General features: G+C 41.8%; 18 protein-coding genes. 7 read left to right on the top strand and 11 right to left on the bottom strand.

Annotation, left to right across the window (positions count from 1 at the left end; genetic code table 11):
• The first annotated feature begins 108 nt into the window (after positions 1 to 108).
• Positions 109 to 387, top strand: a complete 279-nt coding sequence (locus LF817_RS12160) for a transition state genes transcriptional regulator AbrB (RefSeq protein WP_253936096.1) — start codon at positions 109 to 111, stop codon at positions 385 to 387.
• 114 nt (positions 388 to 501) lie between these two features.
• Here the strand turns inward: LF817_RS12160 and rsmI are convergent, their stop codons facing one another.
• From rsmI to LF817_RS12140, 4 genes are all read right to left on the bottom strand, one after another.
• The gene (gene rsmI, locus LF817_RS12155; protein WP_253936095.1) at positions 502 to 1,377 is read right to left on the bottom strand and encodes a 16S rRNA (cytidine(1402)-2'-O)-methyltransferase; all 876 of its coding nucleotides are present in this window, start codon (positions 1,375 to 1,377) and stop codon (positions 502 to 504) included.
• Positions 1,346 to 1,642, bottom strand: coding sequence for a GIY-YIG nuclease family protein (locus LF817_RS12150; protein ID WP_253936094.1), 297 nt, complete (start codon positions 1,640 to 1,642; stop codon positions 1,346 to 1,348). Before LF817_RS12150 ends, rsmI begins: the two co-directional genes overlap by 32 nt.
• Positions 1,632 to 2,375, bottom strand: coding sequence for a tRNA1(Val) (adenine(37)-N6)-methyltransferase (locus LF817_RS12145; RefSeq protein WP_253936093.1), 744 nt, complete (start codon positions 2,373 to 2,375; stop codon positions 1,632 to 1,634). The genes LF817_RS12150 and LF817_RS12145 overlap by 11 nt, the downstream gene beginning before the upstream one ends.
• Before the next feature lie 163 nt (positions 2,376 to 2,538).
• Positions 2,539 to 3,665 (bottom strand): IS3 family transposase gene (locus tag LF817_RS12140; protein WP_253936092.1). Its coding sequence is split into 2 segments (ribosomal slippage): positions 2,539 to 3,416 and positions 3,416 to 3,665, totalling 1,128 coding nucleotides; the frame shifts between segments, so codons are not numbered across the junction.
• Positions 3,666 to 4,046: 381 nt separating this feature from the next.
• Here LF817_RS12140 and LF817_RS12135 point away from each other — a divergent pair.
• The 4 genes from LF817_RS12135 (at position 4,047) to LF817_RS12120 (ending at position 7,703) form a co-directional block, all read left to right on the top strand.
• Complete coding sequence (locus tag LF817_RS12135) at positions 4,047 to 5,165, top strand: amidohydrolase (protein ID WP_253936091.1); 1,119 nt, start codon at positions 4,047 to 4,049, stop codon at positions 5,163 to 5,165.
• 255 nt (positions 5,166 to 5,420) lie between these two features.
• Positions 5,421 to 6,221 carry a DUF4397 domain-containing protein gene (locus LF817_RS12130; RefSeq protein ID WP_253936090.1) on the top strand — a complete coding sequence of 267 codons (801 nt, stop codon included), beginning with the start codon at positions 5,421 to 5,423 and terminating at the stop codon, positions 6,219 to 6,221.
• 3 nt (positions 6,222 to 6,224) lie between these two features.
• A complete protein-coding gene (locus LF817_RS12125) occupies positions 6,225 to 6,884 on the top strand; it encodes a class F sortase (protein ID WP_253936089.1) in 660 nt (219 codons plus the stop codon).
• A gap of 267 nt (positions 6,885 to 7,151) precedes the next feature.
• A complete protein-coding gene (locus LF817_RS12120) occupies positions 7,152 to 7,703 on the top strand; it encodes a GNAT family N-acetyltransferase (protein ID WP_253936088.1) in 552 nt (183 codons plus the stop codon).
• Between the two features lie 18 nt (positions 7,704 to 7,721).
• Here LF817_RS12120 and LF817_RS20420 read toward each other — a convergent pair whose 3' ends face one another.
• Positions 7,722 to 8,387: an RsiV family protein gene (locus LF817_RS20420; RefSeq protein WP_253936087.1), complete on the bottom strand. Its 666-nt coding sequence runs from the start codon at positions 8,385 to 8,387 to the stop codon at positions 7,722 to 7,724.
• A gap of 176 nt (positions 8,388 to 8,563) precedes the next feature.
• Here LF817_RS20420 and LF817_RS12110 point away from each other — a divergent pair, with 176 nt between their 5' ends.
• Together LF817_RS12110 and LF817_RS12105 are read left to right on the top strand one after the other, a co-directional pair.
• Positions 8,564 to 9,382 (top strand): GNAT family N-acetyltransferase, encoded by an 819-nt coding sequence (locus LF817_RS12110; RefSeq protein WP_253936086.1) that lies wholly within the window; start codon positions 8,564 to 8,566, stop codon positions 9,380 to 9,382.
• Between the two features lie 190 nt (positions 9,383 to 9,572).
• Complete coding sequence (locus tag LF817_RS12105) at positions 9,573 to 9,932, top strand: Lin0512 family protein (protein WP_253936085.1); 360 nt, start codon at positions 9,573 to 9,575, stop codon at positions 9,930 to 9,932.
• A gap of 41 nt (positions 9,933 to 9,973) precedes the next feature.
• Here the strand turns inward: LF817_RS12105 and LF817_RS12100 are convergent, their stop codons facing one another.
• The 6 genes from LF817_RS12100 to LF817_RS12075 all read right to left on the bottom strand — a co-directional run bounded on the left by LF817_RS12100 (position 9,974) and on the right by LF817_RS12075 (position 15,461).
• The gene (locus LF817_RS12100) at positions 9,974 to 10,618 is read right to left on the bottom strand and encodes a TraR/DksA C4-type zinc finger protein (RefSeq protein ID WP_253936084.1); all 645 of its coding nucleotides are present in this window, start codon (positions 10,616 to 10,618) and stop codon (positions 9,974 to 9,976) included.
• A 135-nt stretch (positions 10,619 to 10,753) separates the two neighbouring features.
• Positions 10,754 to 11,890, bottom strand: coding sequence for a bifunctional cystathionine gamma-lyase/homocysteine desulfhydrase (locus LF817_RS12095; protein WP_253936083.1), 1,137 nt, complete (start codon positions 11,888 to 11,890; stop codon positions 10,754 to 10,756).
• Complete coding sequence (locus LF817_RS12090; RefSeq protein ID WP_253936082.1) at positions 11,887 to 12,813, bottom strand: PLP-dependent cysteine synthase family protein; 927 nt, start codon at positions 12,811 to 12,813, stop codon at positions 11,887 to 11,889. Before LF817_RS12090 ends, LF817_RS12095 begins: the two co-directional genes overlap by 4 nt.
• A 22-nt stretch (positions 12,814 to 12,835) precedes the next feature.
• Positions 12,836 to 13,294, bottom strand: a complete 459-nt coding sequence (locus LF817_RS12085; protein WP_253936081.1) for an S-ribosylhomocysteine lyase — start codon at positions 13,292 to 13,294, stop codon at positions 12,836 to 12,838.
• 3 nt (positions 13,295 to 13,297) lie between these two features.
• The gene (locus tag LF817_RS12080) at positions 13,298 to 13,939 is read right to left on the bottom strand and encodes a class I SAM-dependent DNA methyltransferase (RefSeq protein ID WP_253936080.1); all 642 of its coding nucleotides are present in this window, start codon (positions 13,937 to 13,939) and stop codon (positions 13,298 to 13,300) included.
• A gap of 334 nt (positions 13,940 to 14,273) precedes the next feature.
• Positions 14,274 to 15,461: a DEAD/DEAH box helicase gene (locus LF817_RS12075; protein ID WP_253936079.1), complete on the bottom strand. Its 1,188-nt coding sequence runs from the start codon at positions 15,459 to 15,461 to the stop codon at positions 14,274 to 14,276.
• Between the last annotated feature and the right edge of the window lie 75 nt (positions 15,462 to 15,536).

Genomic DNA, 15,536 nt, shown 5'->3' with positions numbered 1-15,536 from the left:
CCTTTTGGAAATTAAGTGAATTGACAGGTTTGGGAAACGTTGGTACTATTATTAGCGAGACATATGTCGATTTTTGACGAATAACTTTGATTGAGGGGAGATAAACAAATGAAATCTACAGGTATTGTACGTAAAGTTGACGAACTAGGAAGGGTAGTTATTCCAATTGAACTTCGTCGTACTCTAGGAATCAATGAAAAAGACGCGCTTGAAATCTATGTGGATGATGATCGCATCGTTCTAAAGAAATACAAGCCGAACATGACATGCCATGTAACCGGGGAAGTTTCTGATGATAATATGAAACTTGCAAATGGCAATTTGGTATTGAGCCAAGAAGGAGCGCAAATGCTTCTTAAAGAAATTCAAGGTCAAATCGACAAGTAACATAAAAAATAGAGATACCGTTACACAACTGGTTAATTAAAACACTCATAACTTTTTGACATATGTTCTAGCTAAGAAGAGCCCTTACTGTCCAGGCAGTAGGGGCTCTAATTTTTATTCTTCTACGTGGTACGCCTGGTACACATCCCGCTTTTGCATCTTTCGGTCAACCGCCGTATTTTTAATAGCCTGCTTCGATTTCAATCCTTGTTCGTTAATATAATAATCGACATGTTCGACTGTCGATAAATGGCTCCACCAGAATCGGTCCGTTTCTCGCTCTTCTTCGGTCCCTTCGACCACGATACAGAATTCCCCCCGCAGTTCCTGCTCGTCAGCCCAGGATATCAATTCTTGTAAAGAGCCCCTGATGTATTCTTCGTATTTCTTTGTCAGTTCTCTAGCTAAAGCTGCCTGCCGGTTCCCTAACTGTTCATAAGTATCAGCAAGCATGTCTTTTAAACGGTGGGGAGATTCGTAAAATATGAGGGTAGCCGTATCATTTTCTAACGTTTGAAGTTCAGCAAGCCTTTCTTTTTTCTTTCGTGGCAAAAAGCCACAAAAATAAAACTTATCCGTCGAAAGTCCTGACCCGATTAAGGCAGGAAGGGCCGCATTGGACCCGGGAAGAACGACGACAGGAATGCTTTCTTCTTGAGCTGATTTAACGAGATCCGCTCCAGGATCCGAAATCCCGGGCATACCGGCATCGCTGACGACTGCTAAACTTTCACCAGCAATTAGGCTTGATATCAGCTGCCCGCCCCGAGTATGTTTATTATGCTCGTGATAACTAATTAACGGGGTATGGATTTCAAAATGATTTAACAGCTTTTTTGTATTTCTCGTATCCTCAGCAGCTATCCGGTCGACATCATGAAGGACCGAAACTGCCCGGTACGTCATATCATCCAAATTTCCGATAGGGGTAGGCACAATATACAGTGTTCCTAAACCATCATGAGGAATATAGCTCTTTTGAATATGCATCGCGTTCGCCTCCATTATTAAGCACAATCCATTCTTCTTTTTTTACACGCGGCCATTGCTTAATCTGATACTCTTGCTGCATCGCTTCCGTCTTACTTGCAAAGGTTTGACAGTACTCTAGCGTAAATGGACCACGCCCTCTAGTGTACTTGGCCCCTTTGCCGTCCGCATGCTTTTGTAACCGGGCGTTCAAGTCATTCGTGTAGCCTGTGTACAATGAACCGTCCTTACATCGAATCATGTATACAGCATGTTTACTTTCCATATAAAATCTCCCGGAACTCGTGACTGTATTCCCCGTTTTCATTATGAGTATAAAGGGGCGGAAGGATTTTCAAGTCCGGCTTCCCATCACGGGACGCCTCAATCAATAAGACATTCGCTTCCTTCCCTTTTTTCGGATGTACAAACTGCAGACGCTTCGGCTCCAGCTGATACTTACGGAATAATGTGATGATATCCGCGAGCCGTCCAGGGCGATGTACCATAGACACCTTTCCTCCCGATTTCGTCAATCGGCTGCAGGACCTCACTACATCCTCTAAAGAACAGTGGATTTCATGGCGTGCAATAGCTAAATGCTCATTCAGATTTCTTTTATCATGAGCCGGAGTGGGAAAATAAGGGGGGTTGCACGTCACCAAATCAAAACGTCCATTTCCTAATTGAGAGGGCATGTCTTTTAAATCCCCATGAACCATATGTAATCGTTCATGTAAGTTATTCAATTCGATATTCCTAAGAGCCATATCATACAGTCTTTCTTGAATTTCGACTCCTGTTATATCCACTTTCGATCGGCGTGAGAGGAACAAGGGAATCACACCATTCCCTGTACATAAATCGAGGATCCTTCCCCTTGTCCGCGGTACGGAGGTGAACCTGGCCAACAAGACGGCATCTATGGAGAAAGCGAACACCTGATCACTCTGGATAATCCTCATATTTTCTTCTGCTAGTAAAAAATCAATCCGTTCGTCACCTTTTAACTGAACCATACGCTTGCACTTCCTTTTATAAATTGGCTTTGTTAAAGTTCCGTGTTGATATTCATATAAGCTCCCTTATGCTGAAGACTCCGTTTCGAGATGTGTGGGGTTGTTTCCGTTACGTTTAACAGCGGTTAAAGCTCCGGGAAACCACTGGATTGTCAACACAAAACTAGACAATTTCATTAAGGTGTTTCTTCTTAAATTCTATAGGACTAAGGTAGTTGAGAGTGCCATGAATGCGAATATGATTGTACCAGTGGACATAATCAAATAAAGCCAGGTTTAATTGTTCTTGAGACTCAAAGGTTTCTCCATAAACAAATTCTGTCTTAATCACCTTATAAGTAGCTTCAGCGACTGCATTATCATAAGGGCACCCTTTCATACTTAAAGAACGATCAATTTGAAAGGTTTGAAGTAAATCTTCAATGGCTTGATTCTTAAATTCACTTCCGCGATCCGTATGAAAAAGAGCTAATTCATCCAGGTTTCCATCAATCGAAGCGAAGGCTTTTTGAACTAAGGCTGCATCTTTTTGCGGGCCGGAGCTATAGCCGATAATCTCACGGTTATACAGATCCAAAATCGTACAGATATAATGCCATTTTGTATGGACGCGTACGTAAGTTAGGTCACTGACCACGACTTTACGAGCCTGGTCTTGAGTGAATTCACGGTTCAACGTATTCCCTTGTTTTGACTCATTACACGCACTCTTCATCGGTTTAAATTGAGCGATGGTGTATTTCGAGACAAGTCCCTGTTCTTTCATGATCCTCCCAATCCTTCGGCGAGAGACCTGATAACCTTTTTTATAGAGCTCGTGCTTAATTTTTCGAGTCCCGTAGTTTTGACGGCTTTCTTGAAAAATCTCCGTAATCTGACGAGTCAGATCATCCGCCTCAGAAGAGTCTTTTTCTTTCGCTTCATAATAAAATGTACTTTTAGGAAGTTGTAGGACGGCACACATTGCTGATACCGAGTAACGGTGACGGTTGTTCTGGATCACCTTTACTTTCGTCCCATGATCAGCGCCGCTTGCTTTAAAACATCAACCTCCATCATAAGACGCTGATTTTCTTTTTTCAGCCTGATATTTTCATTTTGTTCAGCTGTCCGGTTGTCTTCTTCCTTGAAAGAACCCGTATTTCTAAACTGACTAAGCCAACGATCAAAGGCGGAAGATGATAATTCGTATTCTTTTAAAATTTCTTTTCTCGGTTTTCCGTTTTCATTTAACTGCACCACTTGCTTCTTAAATTCATCAGTAAAGTTACGGCGATTCCTTGGGGTCATGTTTAGTCTCCTTGATTGAAATATTTAGTAAAGTGTAACTGACCTTAACGAAACTGTCCAAACAAGTGTAACCTTTCCAGAGACTCCCGTGGGAGAAGGATGTAGGCGAGATCCCACAGGGCTGAAAAGCCCGAGGAAGCTCGCCACTTCCCCCACAGGAAAGCGAGTAGCTTCCCAACCACCCCTGACTCTAATTACAGCCACGAACCCTGGTTATCTCGAAACTGAGTATTAAAGTATCCTGCCATATAGTTTAAGAATAATTTTTTCAATAGATAGGAAACGGAAGTCGTCAAGTAACTCTTCGTATTTTTTTGCCCTCAATTCCTGGATTCGAAGTATAATAAACTATAAAGAATATTTAAAGGGGATCGAGATACCATGTATACAGTAGTTACTAATGTAAAAATCCATCCAATTACTTCTGCTCCCATCGAACATGGGAGCGTTCATATCAAAGATCATAAAATTCACGATTTCGGTAAAGACTTGCCCACTCCACCAGACGCAGAGATTATCGACGGAGAAGGAAAAATGCTATTTCCCGGTTTTGTAGACGTGCACACCCACATAGGTTTATACGATGAAGGAACAGGATGGGCCGGAAGTGATGCGAATGAGACAATTGAAGCTACAACGCCTCATTTGCGGGCTATTGATGGAGCCCATCCGTTTGACCCGGCTTTTTATCATGCCAGAAAAGCTGGTGTCACTACCGCACACATCATGCCCGGCAGCGCCAATATCATAGGAGGAAAAACAGCAGTGATTAAAACAGTAGGTCACTCCATTGGAGGGATGCTGATTAAAGAAACAGCAGGGTTGAAAATGGCATTAGGAGAAAACCCGAAGCGTGTTCACTCTCAGTCAAAAAATGCCTCGATTACGCGTTTAGGAATCATGGGGACTTTACGAGAAACCTTCTACGCGGCTAAAAAGGGTGATCCTGAAGATTTGCGTGTACAACCGATCTTACAAGCATTGAATCGTGAAATTCCTGTACGTATTCATGCTCATCGTGCTGATGATATCGTTTCGGCCCTCAGATTCGCTGATGAGTTCGAACTTGATTTACGGATAGAACATTGTACAGAAGGTCATTTAATTGCGGATCAACTTGCAGGGAGAGGTTTACAAGTATCTGTTGGTCCTACATTTACACGCATGTCTAAAATAGAGTTGAGAAATAAAACGTGGCAGACTTATCGAATATTGCACGAACATGGTGTGCAGGTTTCTATTATGACGGATCACCCCTACACCCCTATACAATACTTAAACATTTGCGCAGCGCTGACCGTTCGAGAAGGTCTTCCTATCGATGATGCTATGAGAGGCATTACGATTACACCAGCTAAGAATTTAGGTGTCGATGACAGAGTAGGATCTATAGAAAAAGGAAAAGATGCTGATTTAGTATTATGGAGCGGCCATCCATTTGAATTCATGTCCGTCCCCCTCTGGACAATGGTCAATGGAGAAATCGTCTATACTCAATAGAACTCACTTGATAAAAGTTCGACTAATGTCGAGCTTTTTTATTTAATAACAGCGATTTCCCATGTACAGATTACAGTTAATTTTTGCCACAACACATTCAATGTGTAAAAAGGGTTTTCACTTTCTTAAAATCGTGTATATTAGAGGTATACAAAACTTACACAAAATTCAAACAACTTGTATACTTCGATATTTATTGCTTGAAGTCACCTTCAGCAATTTATATAAATTTAAAATTACAAAAGGAGTGGAAACATGTCAAAATTATTTTCTTTGCTGGCTATGTCCGTTTTAATTTTTGGTGCATTTGTCCCTGTAGCTTTAGCAGATGACCATGAGGAAATGGCTAAGGTCCGTGTACTGCATGCCTCGCCTGACGCGCCAGGAGTCGATGTTTTTGTTAATGATGAAGCTGTTGTTGAAGGTGCTGAGTTTAAAGATGCTACGGATTATTTGGAGTTACCTGCTGGAGATCATACCGTTGATATTTACGCTGCTGGAACAATGGGGGATGAAGACCCTGTCCTTTCCAGTGAAGTAAGCGTCGAAAGCGGACAAGCTTATACTGTAGCTGCCGTCAATACATTAGAAAATCTACAACTGGAAGCTTTTGAGGATTCTATGGAAGCTGAAGAAGGCATGGCCGACTTACGTGTTGGACATTTCATTCCTGACGGACCAGCTGTTGATGTTGGAGCGATTGAAGGAGATGCCATATTCTCAGGAGCCGAATTCCCGATGGTCACGGACTATGAAAGCGTGGAAGCAGGATCATACGATCTGGAGGTTCGGACGACTGAAGGAGACCAGTTGATCGACCTTTCCGGAACTGAAGTCGAAGAAGGTAACGTTTATAGCGCGTTTGCGGTAGGTACTGCTGACTCACCGGAAATTTTACTTCTTCAAGATAATCAAACGATGCCTAGTGAAATGCCAGCTACCGGTTTTGGTGGAGCATCTGAATCAGGAACGAATGCGCTTCTATATGCCAGTATTTTAGGAATCATGGCCATGAGTGCAGGCTTCATCTTTTTCCGCAAACGTCAAGAAGCTTAGAAAATGAAACCATTTTTAGCATCTATAGCTCTCGGCCTCCTCGTATTCATCATTAGTCATCAGTTATTACAGGATGAACCCTCTGAGGGGGCCAGGGTCCTTTCTAGTGAAGAGTCATCAAAAATCGAAGCGGAAAAGAACGATCCTGCAGTTGATAATATTGAAACGACAAATATCGAACCACATATTAATAACCAGCCTGCTCAAGGGGTCGTGCCTTCCTCTCTGGAAATACCTTCCATAAATGCATCTGCTTCTATTACCCCTGAAGGACTAACAAATAGCGGCGGAATGGAAGTACCTGACAATGACGTGGATGTCGGCTGGTTTGAACCAGGAACGAAACCAGGAAACAAAGGAAATGCTGTGCTGGCAGGTCATGTGGACAGCTATCAAGGTCCTGCCGTGTTTTTTGAATTGGACCAGCTGAAGGCTGGTGATGAAGTTATCCTCACCGGGACGGACGGATCTGTCCTTACGTTCACTGTAAGAGATGTGATAGCTTACCCGAGAAATGAAGCACCGATTGAAACTATATTCGGTTCCTCAGATTCTCGTTCATTGAATTTGATCACATGTACGGGCTTGTTCGATTCTGAGGCCCAAACTCATCAGGACAGGCTCGTTGTTTACACAGAATTAACCGACCACAAAGGTGCATGATCACTGTAAAATTAAATAATAAAAATTTACAAAATGCCTATTCCTTTTTACGAAAAAATCAATTAAAATTATCTTACGTTCTATTGATTGAAGTTAAAGGGAAGGCAAATGGTGCGCCACCAGCCGTTTCAGCTGGTTCTAGTGGGTTCGATTCCCACCCCGAATTTTTGTGTGTAATTGATGAAAATTCGAGGGTGGTTTGAACCTGCTGAGGTTTGTTTTCCTACGGTCAGACTACCCTCCTCTACCCATAAGGAGGGATTTTTTATGCTGAAAAAGCGTGACTTGCATGACGTTCCAGCTTTGTTTGAATTGATGATACACCCAGAAGTTTTCCCTTACATCCGCCATAAAGCGTCGACCAGTGACGAGTTTTACTTTGTGACTAAACAAACGTTAGAAGCTGAAGAACGCGGTGAGTTGATATCCCGTACGATCCTTGATGAGTGGGGGCAGCCCATAGGCACCATCAACCTATTTGATATTCAGGAGAACAAAGGGTTTTTAGCCACTTGGATTGGGCAGCCATACTTTGGCAAAGGTTATAATAAACTTGCGAAAGAAGCTTTCTTTGAAGAATTGTTTTTCCATTTAGATGTTGACGGGATCTTTATGAAAATTCGCCACTCCAACGTAAGGTCGTTGAAGGCTGCATTAAAAATCCCTTATGTAATAAACGCAAATGAGTTATACCCCGAAGTACACCAATGGATCAACGGTGAAGATGATATTTATGACCTCTACATGATTTCTAAAGAACAATATATGTTTCATTATTATGGAGATCAGTCATCCGAAGAAGAAGTATTGGAAGCATAATAATTATGCTTCCTTTTTTTATACTACTTTTGGGACTGGAACTGATTTTTTGTGAAGAGGTTTATCTTTTTCCACTAAATCGTAAGGGATTGTAATCTCTGGAGTACCAAACACTCCTGAAGCGACTTCATACTTATCAAATACTAATGTGAGCTTGTTGCCTTTAATGTAAAAAGCCGTGTCTTTACGGATACCTTGAAAACCCTGGGCGTTGAAAGTTTCAGGATCACTCCCTAATTTTTTCTTCACCTGCTCGTTGAGCTTATCCATGTGTGCCACTTCATCAAGGGTCAGAAACACGCCATCCTTTTCGTTTTCAAAGTTGATCGATTGGACAGTCGAGTGATATTGATTGCCGCGTGTAATATTCGCTGTCATGACAACAGAATAGAATTGCTCTTCTTCTACTACAATGGATTCACCATAGTACAAAACAGGGAATCCAACTGACTCTTCCCCTGCTTTTTGCGTTTGATTTATTGATTTCTCCAATACGGTTTTGATTTCTTCGTTGACTTCTTCCTCCAGATGTTTATTCTTTAACCCATCAAAATTAGGAAAATCTACATGTATTTCGTAATCCTGCCGGATGTGATCCTTATGGCGGATACTATATGCGCTGTCTGCGTAAGTAATTGTCGGCAATAATCCTAATAAACATATTAACAGTAATAACTTTTTCACAAATGTTCCCCTCCTCCGGCATTTAACATGCCTCCTTTGTAGTTTGACCACTTCCACCAAACTTATGGGAAAGAAAATATTTTTTATTTTATTGTTAGAATTTTCATAAAATCCATTGCTTTCCTTTTTCATTTTGGTAAAATTAGTACAATTTCTATTAAAAGGAGGCAATTGCAATGATACGAAGGTTGACTGAACATGATGACTCATCCTGCCAAATCCTGCTATCCAAAAAACCAGCAGAAAACTTATTCATCATAGGAGATATTGAAAATTTCGGTTACGAGCAGGATTTTCAAAAGCTTTGGGGAGACTTCACTGATGATGGACGCTTAAAGGCTATTTTGCTGAAATATCATAATAATTACATTGCATTTGCCGAGGAAGAATTTGACGCACAGGGATTCGCAAATATCATCAACACGGACCGGGAATTTAAGCAACTTTCAGGTATTGCAGCTATCACAGACCAAGTCCTTCCCTTCATCGCCCATTCTCATAAAAAGTCACGCTCCTTACACTATGCGAAATGCGAAGATAGCCGAAAGCTGGATCAAAATATAGATACATCTAAAGTTAAACTGGCTTCAACCTGTGATGTTCCTCGGTTAGTGACACTTCAAGACAAAATTGAGGAATTCGAGCAAGATGACAGCAGGGAAAGCAGTATCAGAAAAAGCCTTGAACAAAAATCAGCAAGGATCTATTTTGTTGAGAAAGATGGAGAGATGGTATCAACCGCTTCGACAACTGCAGAAAATTCAATGTCTGCCATGATTGTAGGAGTCTGTACGCACCCCGGCTATAAAAAGAAGGGATATGCCAGTGCCTGCATGAAGCAATTGTGCAATGACTTACTTGCGGAAGGGAAAATGCTTTGTTTGTTTTATGATAATCCTGAGGCTGGAACTATTTATAAGCGTCTCGGTTTTGAAGATATCGGAATGTGGACGATGCATATATACGAAGATGTACCGCAGCCTTCCTCTCTATAAAATCAGGAGCTGGCTCCCTGAGGGGAAACAGCTCCTCAAACATGTAGATGCGTTCATATTTTAACCTCCTAAGGTTACATTTAGTAAGTGAATTATATTTTATAATTCCTGCACCCTCAATGAATTTAACTTTTAATAATGTTAATTTTAGGGAATAGATCTATAAACACGATTTAGGAGGATTTATTTTATGGACAAATTGATGTTTATCCAAACAGGTATGGGAATTGATGTACACGGACAAAACATTACTCACGCATCAGTGCGAGCTACACAAAATGCCATTAACTCAAACTCTATGCCAGGAATTCGTGAAGCATTGCCTGAGGGAGACTTGAACAATATGAAGGTACGAGTGAAACTTGCTCTGCCGGCTGACCATGATTTACTTGATGAGCAGGAAGTTAGAAATGTTATCCCTTATGGTGAGGTAGAAATTGAAAAGGTCCAGGGCGGAATGCTTACAACTAGTGGCATAGTGCTGGAAGATAAAAATGATCAAAATGATCAAATGTATATAGTCAATGCTTCTGTCGAAGTAGGATATTAAAATAAAAGTCTGCCGGTGTCATAAGCCCGGCAGACTTTTATTTAAGAATCTAATTCGTCGTGCTCTTCTTTATATTTTTTATAATGGATATTATGCTCTAAATGTATATTGTCCTGTCCAGTATATCCATGGATATTCGTTGATACGAACGGTTCAAACTCTTCCGTATAACCTGAACCTTCGTCATCATCCTGAATGGAAGAATCATCATAGGTCATACTACTGTCATTAAAAGAAGCCACTTGCTGATAAGCACTTCTCTCCACATTATCCTCTAAATCGATTTCCTCTAAAACCTCTTCTTCAACACCGCGATCTTCTGGTACGTGACGGGGTGCAGCGTATTCCTTTAAAGTCTTTGCAGTCGGTACAGCTTCCAGCCGCTCTTTAGGAATTTGTTTACCCGACACTTCACAAATACCATACGTTCCGCGCTCTAAACGCTTTAACGCAGAATTGATATCTTCAAGCTCCTGCTCTGTGTGATCAAGTAAAGCCATGTCTTTCTCTCTTTCAAACAATTCTGTTCCCGAGTCGGCCGGGTGATTATCATATTGTGATAATTCCCCGGATACTATGTCACTGGCGAAACCCTGCTTAACTCCATAAGAATTATTATCAATCAGCTTCTGCTCAATTTCACGTTTTCTTTCTTCCAGCTGAGCCTTTAAATGAGCGTAGTCCATCGCATTTCCCTCCTATTACTTTGTTCTAATTTTAGTTTGGCTATGATGAATGGATATATTCATAAGGGATACGGAACTCGTCACAGCTGGCCATATTCATAAAAAAAGACAGCCTATGGCTGCCTTTTTTCAAACTTATTTACGCAATGCTTCTAAAAAATCCTCTTTTAAATCCTCTATGTCCTCAAGACCGATGGACACACGTACTAATCCATCTGTAATCCCTAGCTCTCCTCTTCGATCAACAGGAATCGAAGCATGGGTCATCATGGCAGGAACTGAAATCAAACTTTCCACGGCCCCAAGACTCTCAGCAAGTGTAAAATACTTAACGTTACGAAGAACTTGATCCGCTTTTTCACCGCTGCCTACGTCGAAAGAAATCATTCCTCCGTTCCCACGTGCCTGATTTGCATGAACATCATGACCTTTATGGCCTTTAAGGCCTGGGTAATAGATGTTGCTCACTTCAGGCAGTCCCTGTAAAAACTCTACAAATTCTTTCGTATTATTCTCGATTTCCTCCATGCGGATACCTAGCGTCTTAATTCCTCGCATCAATAACCAGGAATCCTGTGGTCCCAGGATTCCGCCCGATGAGTTCAATACAAAATGAACATCTTCCGCAAGCTGCTCGGAGTTCACAACAACAAGTCCCGCCACGACATCACTGTGACCACCTAAATATTTAGTCGCACTATGCAGGACAATATCAGCTCCAAAATCAATCGGGTTCTGCCAGTAAGGCGTACTGAATGTATTGTCGACAATGAATGTCAGGTTTTTCTCTTTAGCAAGTGCGGAGACTTTATTCATGTCCGTTATTTTTAATAAAGGGTTGGTAGGTGTCTCAACATAAATCGCTTTGGTTCGGTCCGTAAGAGCTGCTTCGATATTCTCCACGTCACTTGTATCGACAAAGCTCGCCTCAAGACCAAAGCGATTAATGACTTTGGAAACCAGGCGGTATGTTCCCCCGTATACGTCATCTGTAAATATGACATGATCCCCATGATTAAATGTCATGAGAACGGCTGTAATGGCTGCCATCCCTGAACCGAAAGCAAACCCCGCGCGGCCGCCTTCAAGCTCTTTTATTAGTTCTTCTAAAGCAAACCGAGTCGGATTTCCCGTACGGGAGTATTCATACCCAGAGTGCTTTCCGACACCTTCTTGCTTGTAAGTACTCACTTGATAGATAGGGACAGAAACCGCTCCTGTCTTCTCATCTCCAGTAATACCGCCATGAATCAATTGAGTTTTTTTCCTCATTCATTCCACTCCTCATAAATCCCTTGACTTAAGTACCGTTCACTACTATCTGGAAAAACAGTGACTATTTTCGTTCCAGGTTCAGCTTGCTCCGCTTCTCGCAAAGCCGCTTCAAACGCAGCTCCAGATGAACTCGCTACCAGTAGTCCTTCGTTTAATGCGAGCTCCTTTAAACGTTGAAAAGCTACAGCATCTGTAACTGTATGAATGGCATCAAAGTATTTCTCATCCATGTAAAACGGTAAAAACTCCATGCCGATTCCTTCAGTCCGGTGCGGCCCTGATTCCCCTCCATTTAAAATGGAGCCTTCAGGTTCCACTATTACTGTTTTCACCGCAGGGTTTTTTTCTTTTAAGAAGCGAGCCGTGCCCATGAACGTTCCTCCAGTTCCGGCTCCAGCTACAAATATATCAACTTCACCGTTTAGATCTTCATAGATTTCAGGACCCAGCGTCTCGTAATACGTATCAGGGTTTGCGATATTGTTAAACTGCTCGGGACTGAATGCATCAGGAATTTCTTCACAGAGCTCATTCGCTTTCTTTATGGCTCCAAGCATTCCTTTTGAAGTTGGAGTATGAATGACCTCTGCACCAAGAGCCTTCATAAGCGACTGCTTTTCCTGGCTGAATTTTTCCGGTATGACAAAAGTGACTTTAAAACCTTTTCCGATGGCCGCAAGAGCTATTCCAATACCAGTGTTCCCGGCCGTAGGTTCAATTATGTGACCGCCAGCTTTCAATAAACCGCGTTCCTGAGCATCCTCAATCAGTTTTAAACCCAGCCGGTCTTTAACACTGCCGCCTGGGTTCATGAATTCAAGCTTCGCAAAAATCCGCACTTGATTTGGAATCGCTGAATGAGTAAGTTCAATCATCGGGGTTTGACCGACTAAAGATTGAACATTTTTCACGTATCCCATAAATTTTCCTCGCCTTCTAAAATTAAAAGACTTCTGTCCATTCATCTCGTTTATCAAGCAGCTCTTTCGCTAACTCCTGCGCACCTTCTAAGCTGTGGCTGGCAGCAAACCCGCACTGAACTTCATTGCAGGCAGGAACTTCGTCAGCTTCAAGTACATCTTTAAGTGTGTTTTCTACTACTTGTAGTACATTATCGTAACTATCATCATTCAGGATGGCTAAATAGAATCCTGTCTGGCACCCCATTGGGCCGATATCAATAATACGATCGTGGTGATCACGACTTTTTTCAGCCATCAGATGCTCAAGGGAATGAAGCGCAGGCATATTCATGTGTTCTTTGTTAGGCTGCTTTACACGAATATCATATTTATAAATTTTATCGCCGTGCTGACCTTCCGTTACACCTACTAGTCTCACATAAGGGGCCTTTACTTTCGTATGGTCAAGATTAAAACTTTCTACGTTCATTTTTGGCATACATCATTCTCCTTTTTTAGCTTGAATCAACCAAGCAAATTTGTTGAGTTGTTTAAAAGATACCTCAAAACCCAGCTGGAGAAACATTTGTTCTAGATCCTCTAAATAAGGATAGTACTCCTCGCTTAAATCCTGAGCTAAATTAAGAAAGCCCTTTTGTTCAGCATCCTTAATTAATTGTTGTTTATATACTTCATCTTTGAAAAGAGTATCTATAAAAATGACTTCTCCATCTGTATCCAGTTTATCATAATATTTTTTTAAGGCTAATCGTTTTTCCTGTTCATTTAAATGGTGGAAAGCAAATGAACTGATGATCGATCGTACGGGCATCTCCAGTTCAGGAAAATTAATAAAATCTCCTGCATAAACTGCCGCTTCCGGACATTTCACATTAGCAATCCTTCTCATTTCCTCAGAAGGTTCAATGCCGACGACTACTTTGTTTTGAGCAACAGTTTTCTGTGTCAAATTCGCTGTACCTACTCCGAATTCAAGTACAGGTGATATGGAAAGGTCCGCTAATTCTTGAAGCATTGCATCATACCCTTCAAATACTTCCTTATATTCAGGGTCACTTCCAGAAACCGTATCATCATAAGAGCTCGCCCATTGATTAAATAGGTCGACAAACTCAACTCCCATTTTACTCATCCCCTCATTGTAAATAATTCCTATCTGTAAACTCGGAATTACATTGTTACTATATCATATTTCTTAACCTTGCTCAATGTTCATGAATTTCCAATACTTACATTAAATTTAAACCACAAGATCCAAGTTGAAAATGGCGAGGCTCATGCTGGAAAGGTTGGACGTGCTGAACCCTGCATAGCGTTAACTGCTCTCCCCCCTGCGAAAGTCAGATATTTCTAATCTTCCTAGTAACACATACGTATAAAAGAATAGAAAAAACGTCCAGGGGTCTTCCCTGGACGCTTTCACATACTATAGTGTTTTATACTCAGGTCGCTTTCCGCTACCTTTTTCTTTTTCTATTTCCAGGTTTTGATCTCTTCGGTGGTCGTTCTTCCTCACGATTTCTCTTCCCGGAAGCCAGCTTGTCCAACGACCGGCGATTGAGCTTTTCACCAATCCCTTTTTCAATTACATGTAAAGCCTGTTTATCTTTAGGGGCGGCAAAAGTGATCGCTAACCCTTTACCTCCGGCGCGGCCTGTCCGGCCAATTCGGTGAATATAGCTTTCCGCATCCTGTGGGATATCGTAGTTGAATACGTGAGTAATCCCCTCAACGTCAAGTCCGCGAGCCGCGACATCTGTCGCTACCAGATATTGAATTTTAGCATCACGAAAACTTTGCATGACCTTTTCACGCTTCGCTTGAGACAGGTCGCCGTGTAGTTCGTCCACTTCAAAACCATGACTCTTCAAGGCTCCGTGCAGCTTCATCGCTCTTCTCTTCGTGCGGCAGAAGATGACAGCCAGAAATGGTCTATGCTCGTTCATGATTTGGATTAACGTATCCTGCTTCGCCCGGTCAGTCGTTTCATAGACAAGCTGTTTAATTTCAGTTAATGTCACAGCTTCAGCTTTCACACTGATTTTCTCCGGTTTTTTCAAATATTTATTAGATAAGTTTTTCACTTGATCCGAAATGGTGGCAGAAAAAGCACTGGTCTGACGATCTGGTGGCGTTTGAGATAGTATGTCTGCGACATCGGGCAGGAATCCTGCCTCAAGCATTTGATCGGCTTCATCTAAAACGACATGCTCCACCTGCTCTAGTGAGATTGTATCTCTTCGCAGATGATCTAAGAGTCTGCCAGGCGTGGCAACGACGATATGAGTTTGTCCTTCTAATTTCTTCGCTTGTTTTGCAACGTCCTGACCGCCATACACAGCTAACACCCCTGCATCATCGGGGCGCAGCTTTTCAACTTCATTTGTAATCTGCAAAGCCAGCTCACGCGTAGGCGTCACAATCAAACCTTGCACTACAGGCTTGTTCGTATCGATTTTTTGCAGCAGCGGAAGTAGAAACGCAAGCGTCTTTCCTGTGCCCGTCTGAGCTTTAGCCATAACGTCTTTTCCTTCAATCAAAAGAGGGATCGTCTGCTCCTGAACAGGGGTCGGCGTGGCAATCCCTTGCTTTTTTAATTTTATTTGTAAGCTTTCAATAATACCTAAATCACTAAATGTTTTCATAGCCTTCACTTCTTTCTAAAAATACGTATATCCTCTTATTGTAACTGAACGATGATGTTATGAACATTTTTATTT

The organism is Halobacillus sp. A1 (assembly GCF_024189295.1).
In the GTDB taxonomy this organism is placed as follows: domain Bacteria; phylum Bacillota; class Bacilli; order Bacillales; family Halobacillaceae; genus Halobacillus_A.
The sequence above is the reverse complement of the archived record's forward strand: the minus strand, read 5'-3'. Positions and strand labels throughout refer to the sequence as shown.

Excerpts from the sequence above, each read along its gene's own strand:
- LF817_RS12130 (WP_253936090.1), top strand. The coding sequence starts at position 5,421 with ATGTCAAAATTATTTTCTTTGCTGGCTATGTCCGTTTTAATTTTTGGT.
- LF817_RS12150 (WP_253936094.1), bottom strand. The coding sequence starts at position 1,642 with ATGGAAAGTAAACATGCTGTATACATGATTCGATGTAAGGACGGTTCA.
- LF817_RS12080 (WP_253936080.1), bottom strand. The coding sequence starts at position 13,939 with ATGGGAGTTGAGTTTGTCGACCTATTTAATCAATGGGCGAGCTCTTAT.
- LF817_RS12160 (WP_253936096.1), top strand. The coding sequence starts at position 109 with ATGAAATCTACAGGTATTGTACGTAAAGTTGACGAACTAGGAAGGGTA.
- LF817_RS12145 (WP_253936093.1), bottom strand. The coding sequence starts at position 2,375 with ATGGTTCAGTTAAAAGGTGACGAACGGATTGATTTTTTACTAGCAGAA.
- LF817_RS12105 (WP_253936085.1), top strand. The coding sequence starts at position 9,573 with ATGGACAAATTGATGTTTATCCAAACAGGTATGGGAATTGATGTACAC.
- LF817_RS12100 (WP_253936084.1), bottom strand. The coding sequence starts at position 10,618 with ATGGACTACGCTCATTTAAAGGCTCAGCTGGAAGAAAGAAAACGTGAA.
- LF817_RS12120 (WP_253936088.1), top strand. The coding sequence starts at position 7,152 with ATGCTGAAAAAGCGTGACTTGCATGACGTTCCAGCTTTGTTTGAATTG.
- rsmI (WP_253936095.1), bottom strand. The coding sequence starts at position 1,377 with ATGCATATTCAAAAGAGCTATATTCCTCATGATGGTTTAGGAACACTG.
- LF817_RS12075 (WP_253936079.1), bottom strand. The coding sequence starts at position 15,461 with ATGAAAACATTTAGTGATTTAGGTATTATTGAAAGCTTACAAATAAAA.
- LF817_RS12090 (WP_253936082.1), bottom strand. The coding sequence starts at position 12,813 with ATGGGATACGTGAAAAATGTTCAATCTTTAGTCGGTCAAACCCCGATG.
- LF817_RS12110 (WP_253936086.1), top strand. The coding sequence starts at position 8,564 with ATGATACGAAGGTTGACTGAACATGATGACTCATCCTGCCAAATCCTG.
- LF817_RS12085 (WP_253936081.1), bottom strand. The coding sequence starts at position 13,294 with ATGCCAAAAATGAACGTAGAAAGTTTTAATCTTGACCATACGAAAGTA.
- LF817_RS12135 (WP_253936091.1), top strand. The coding sequence starts at position 4,047 with ATGTATACAGTAGTTACTAATGTAAAAATCCATCCAATTACTTCTGCT.
- LF817_RS12095 (WP_253936083.1), bottom strand. The coding sequence starts at position 11,890 with ATGAGGAAAAAAACTCAATTGATTCATGGCGGTATTACTGGAGATGAG.
- LF817_RS12125 (WP_253936089.1), top strand. The coding sequence starts at position 6,225 with ATGAAACCATTTTTAGCATCTATAGCTCTCGGCCTCCTCGTATTCATC.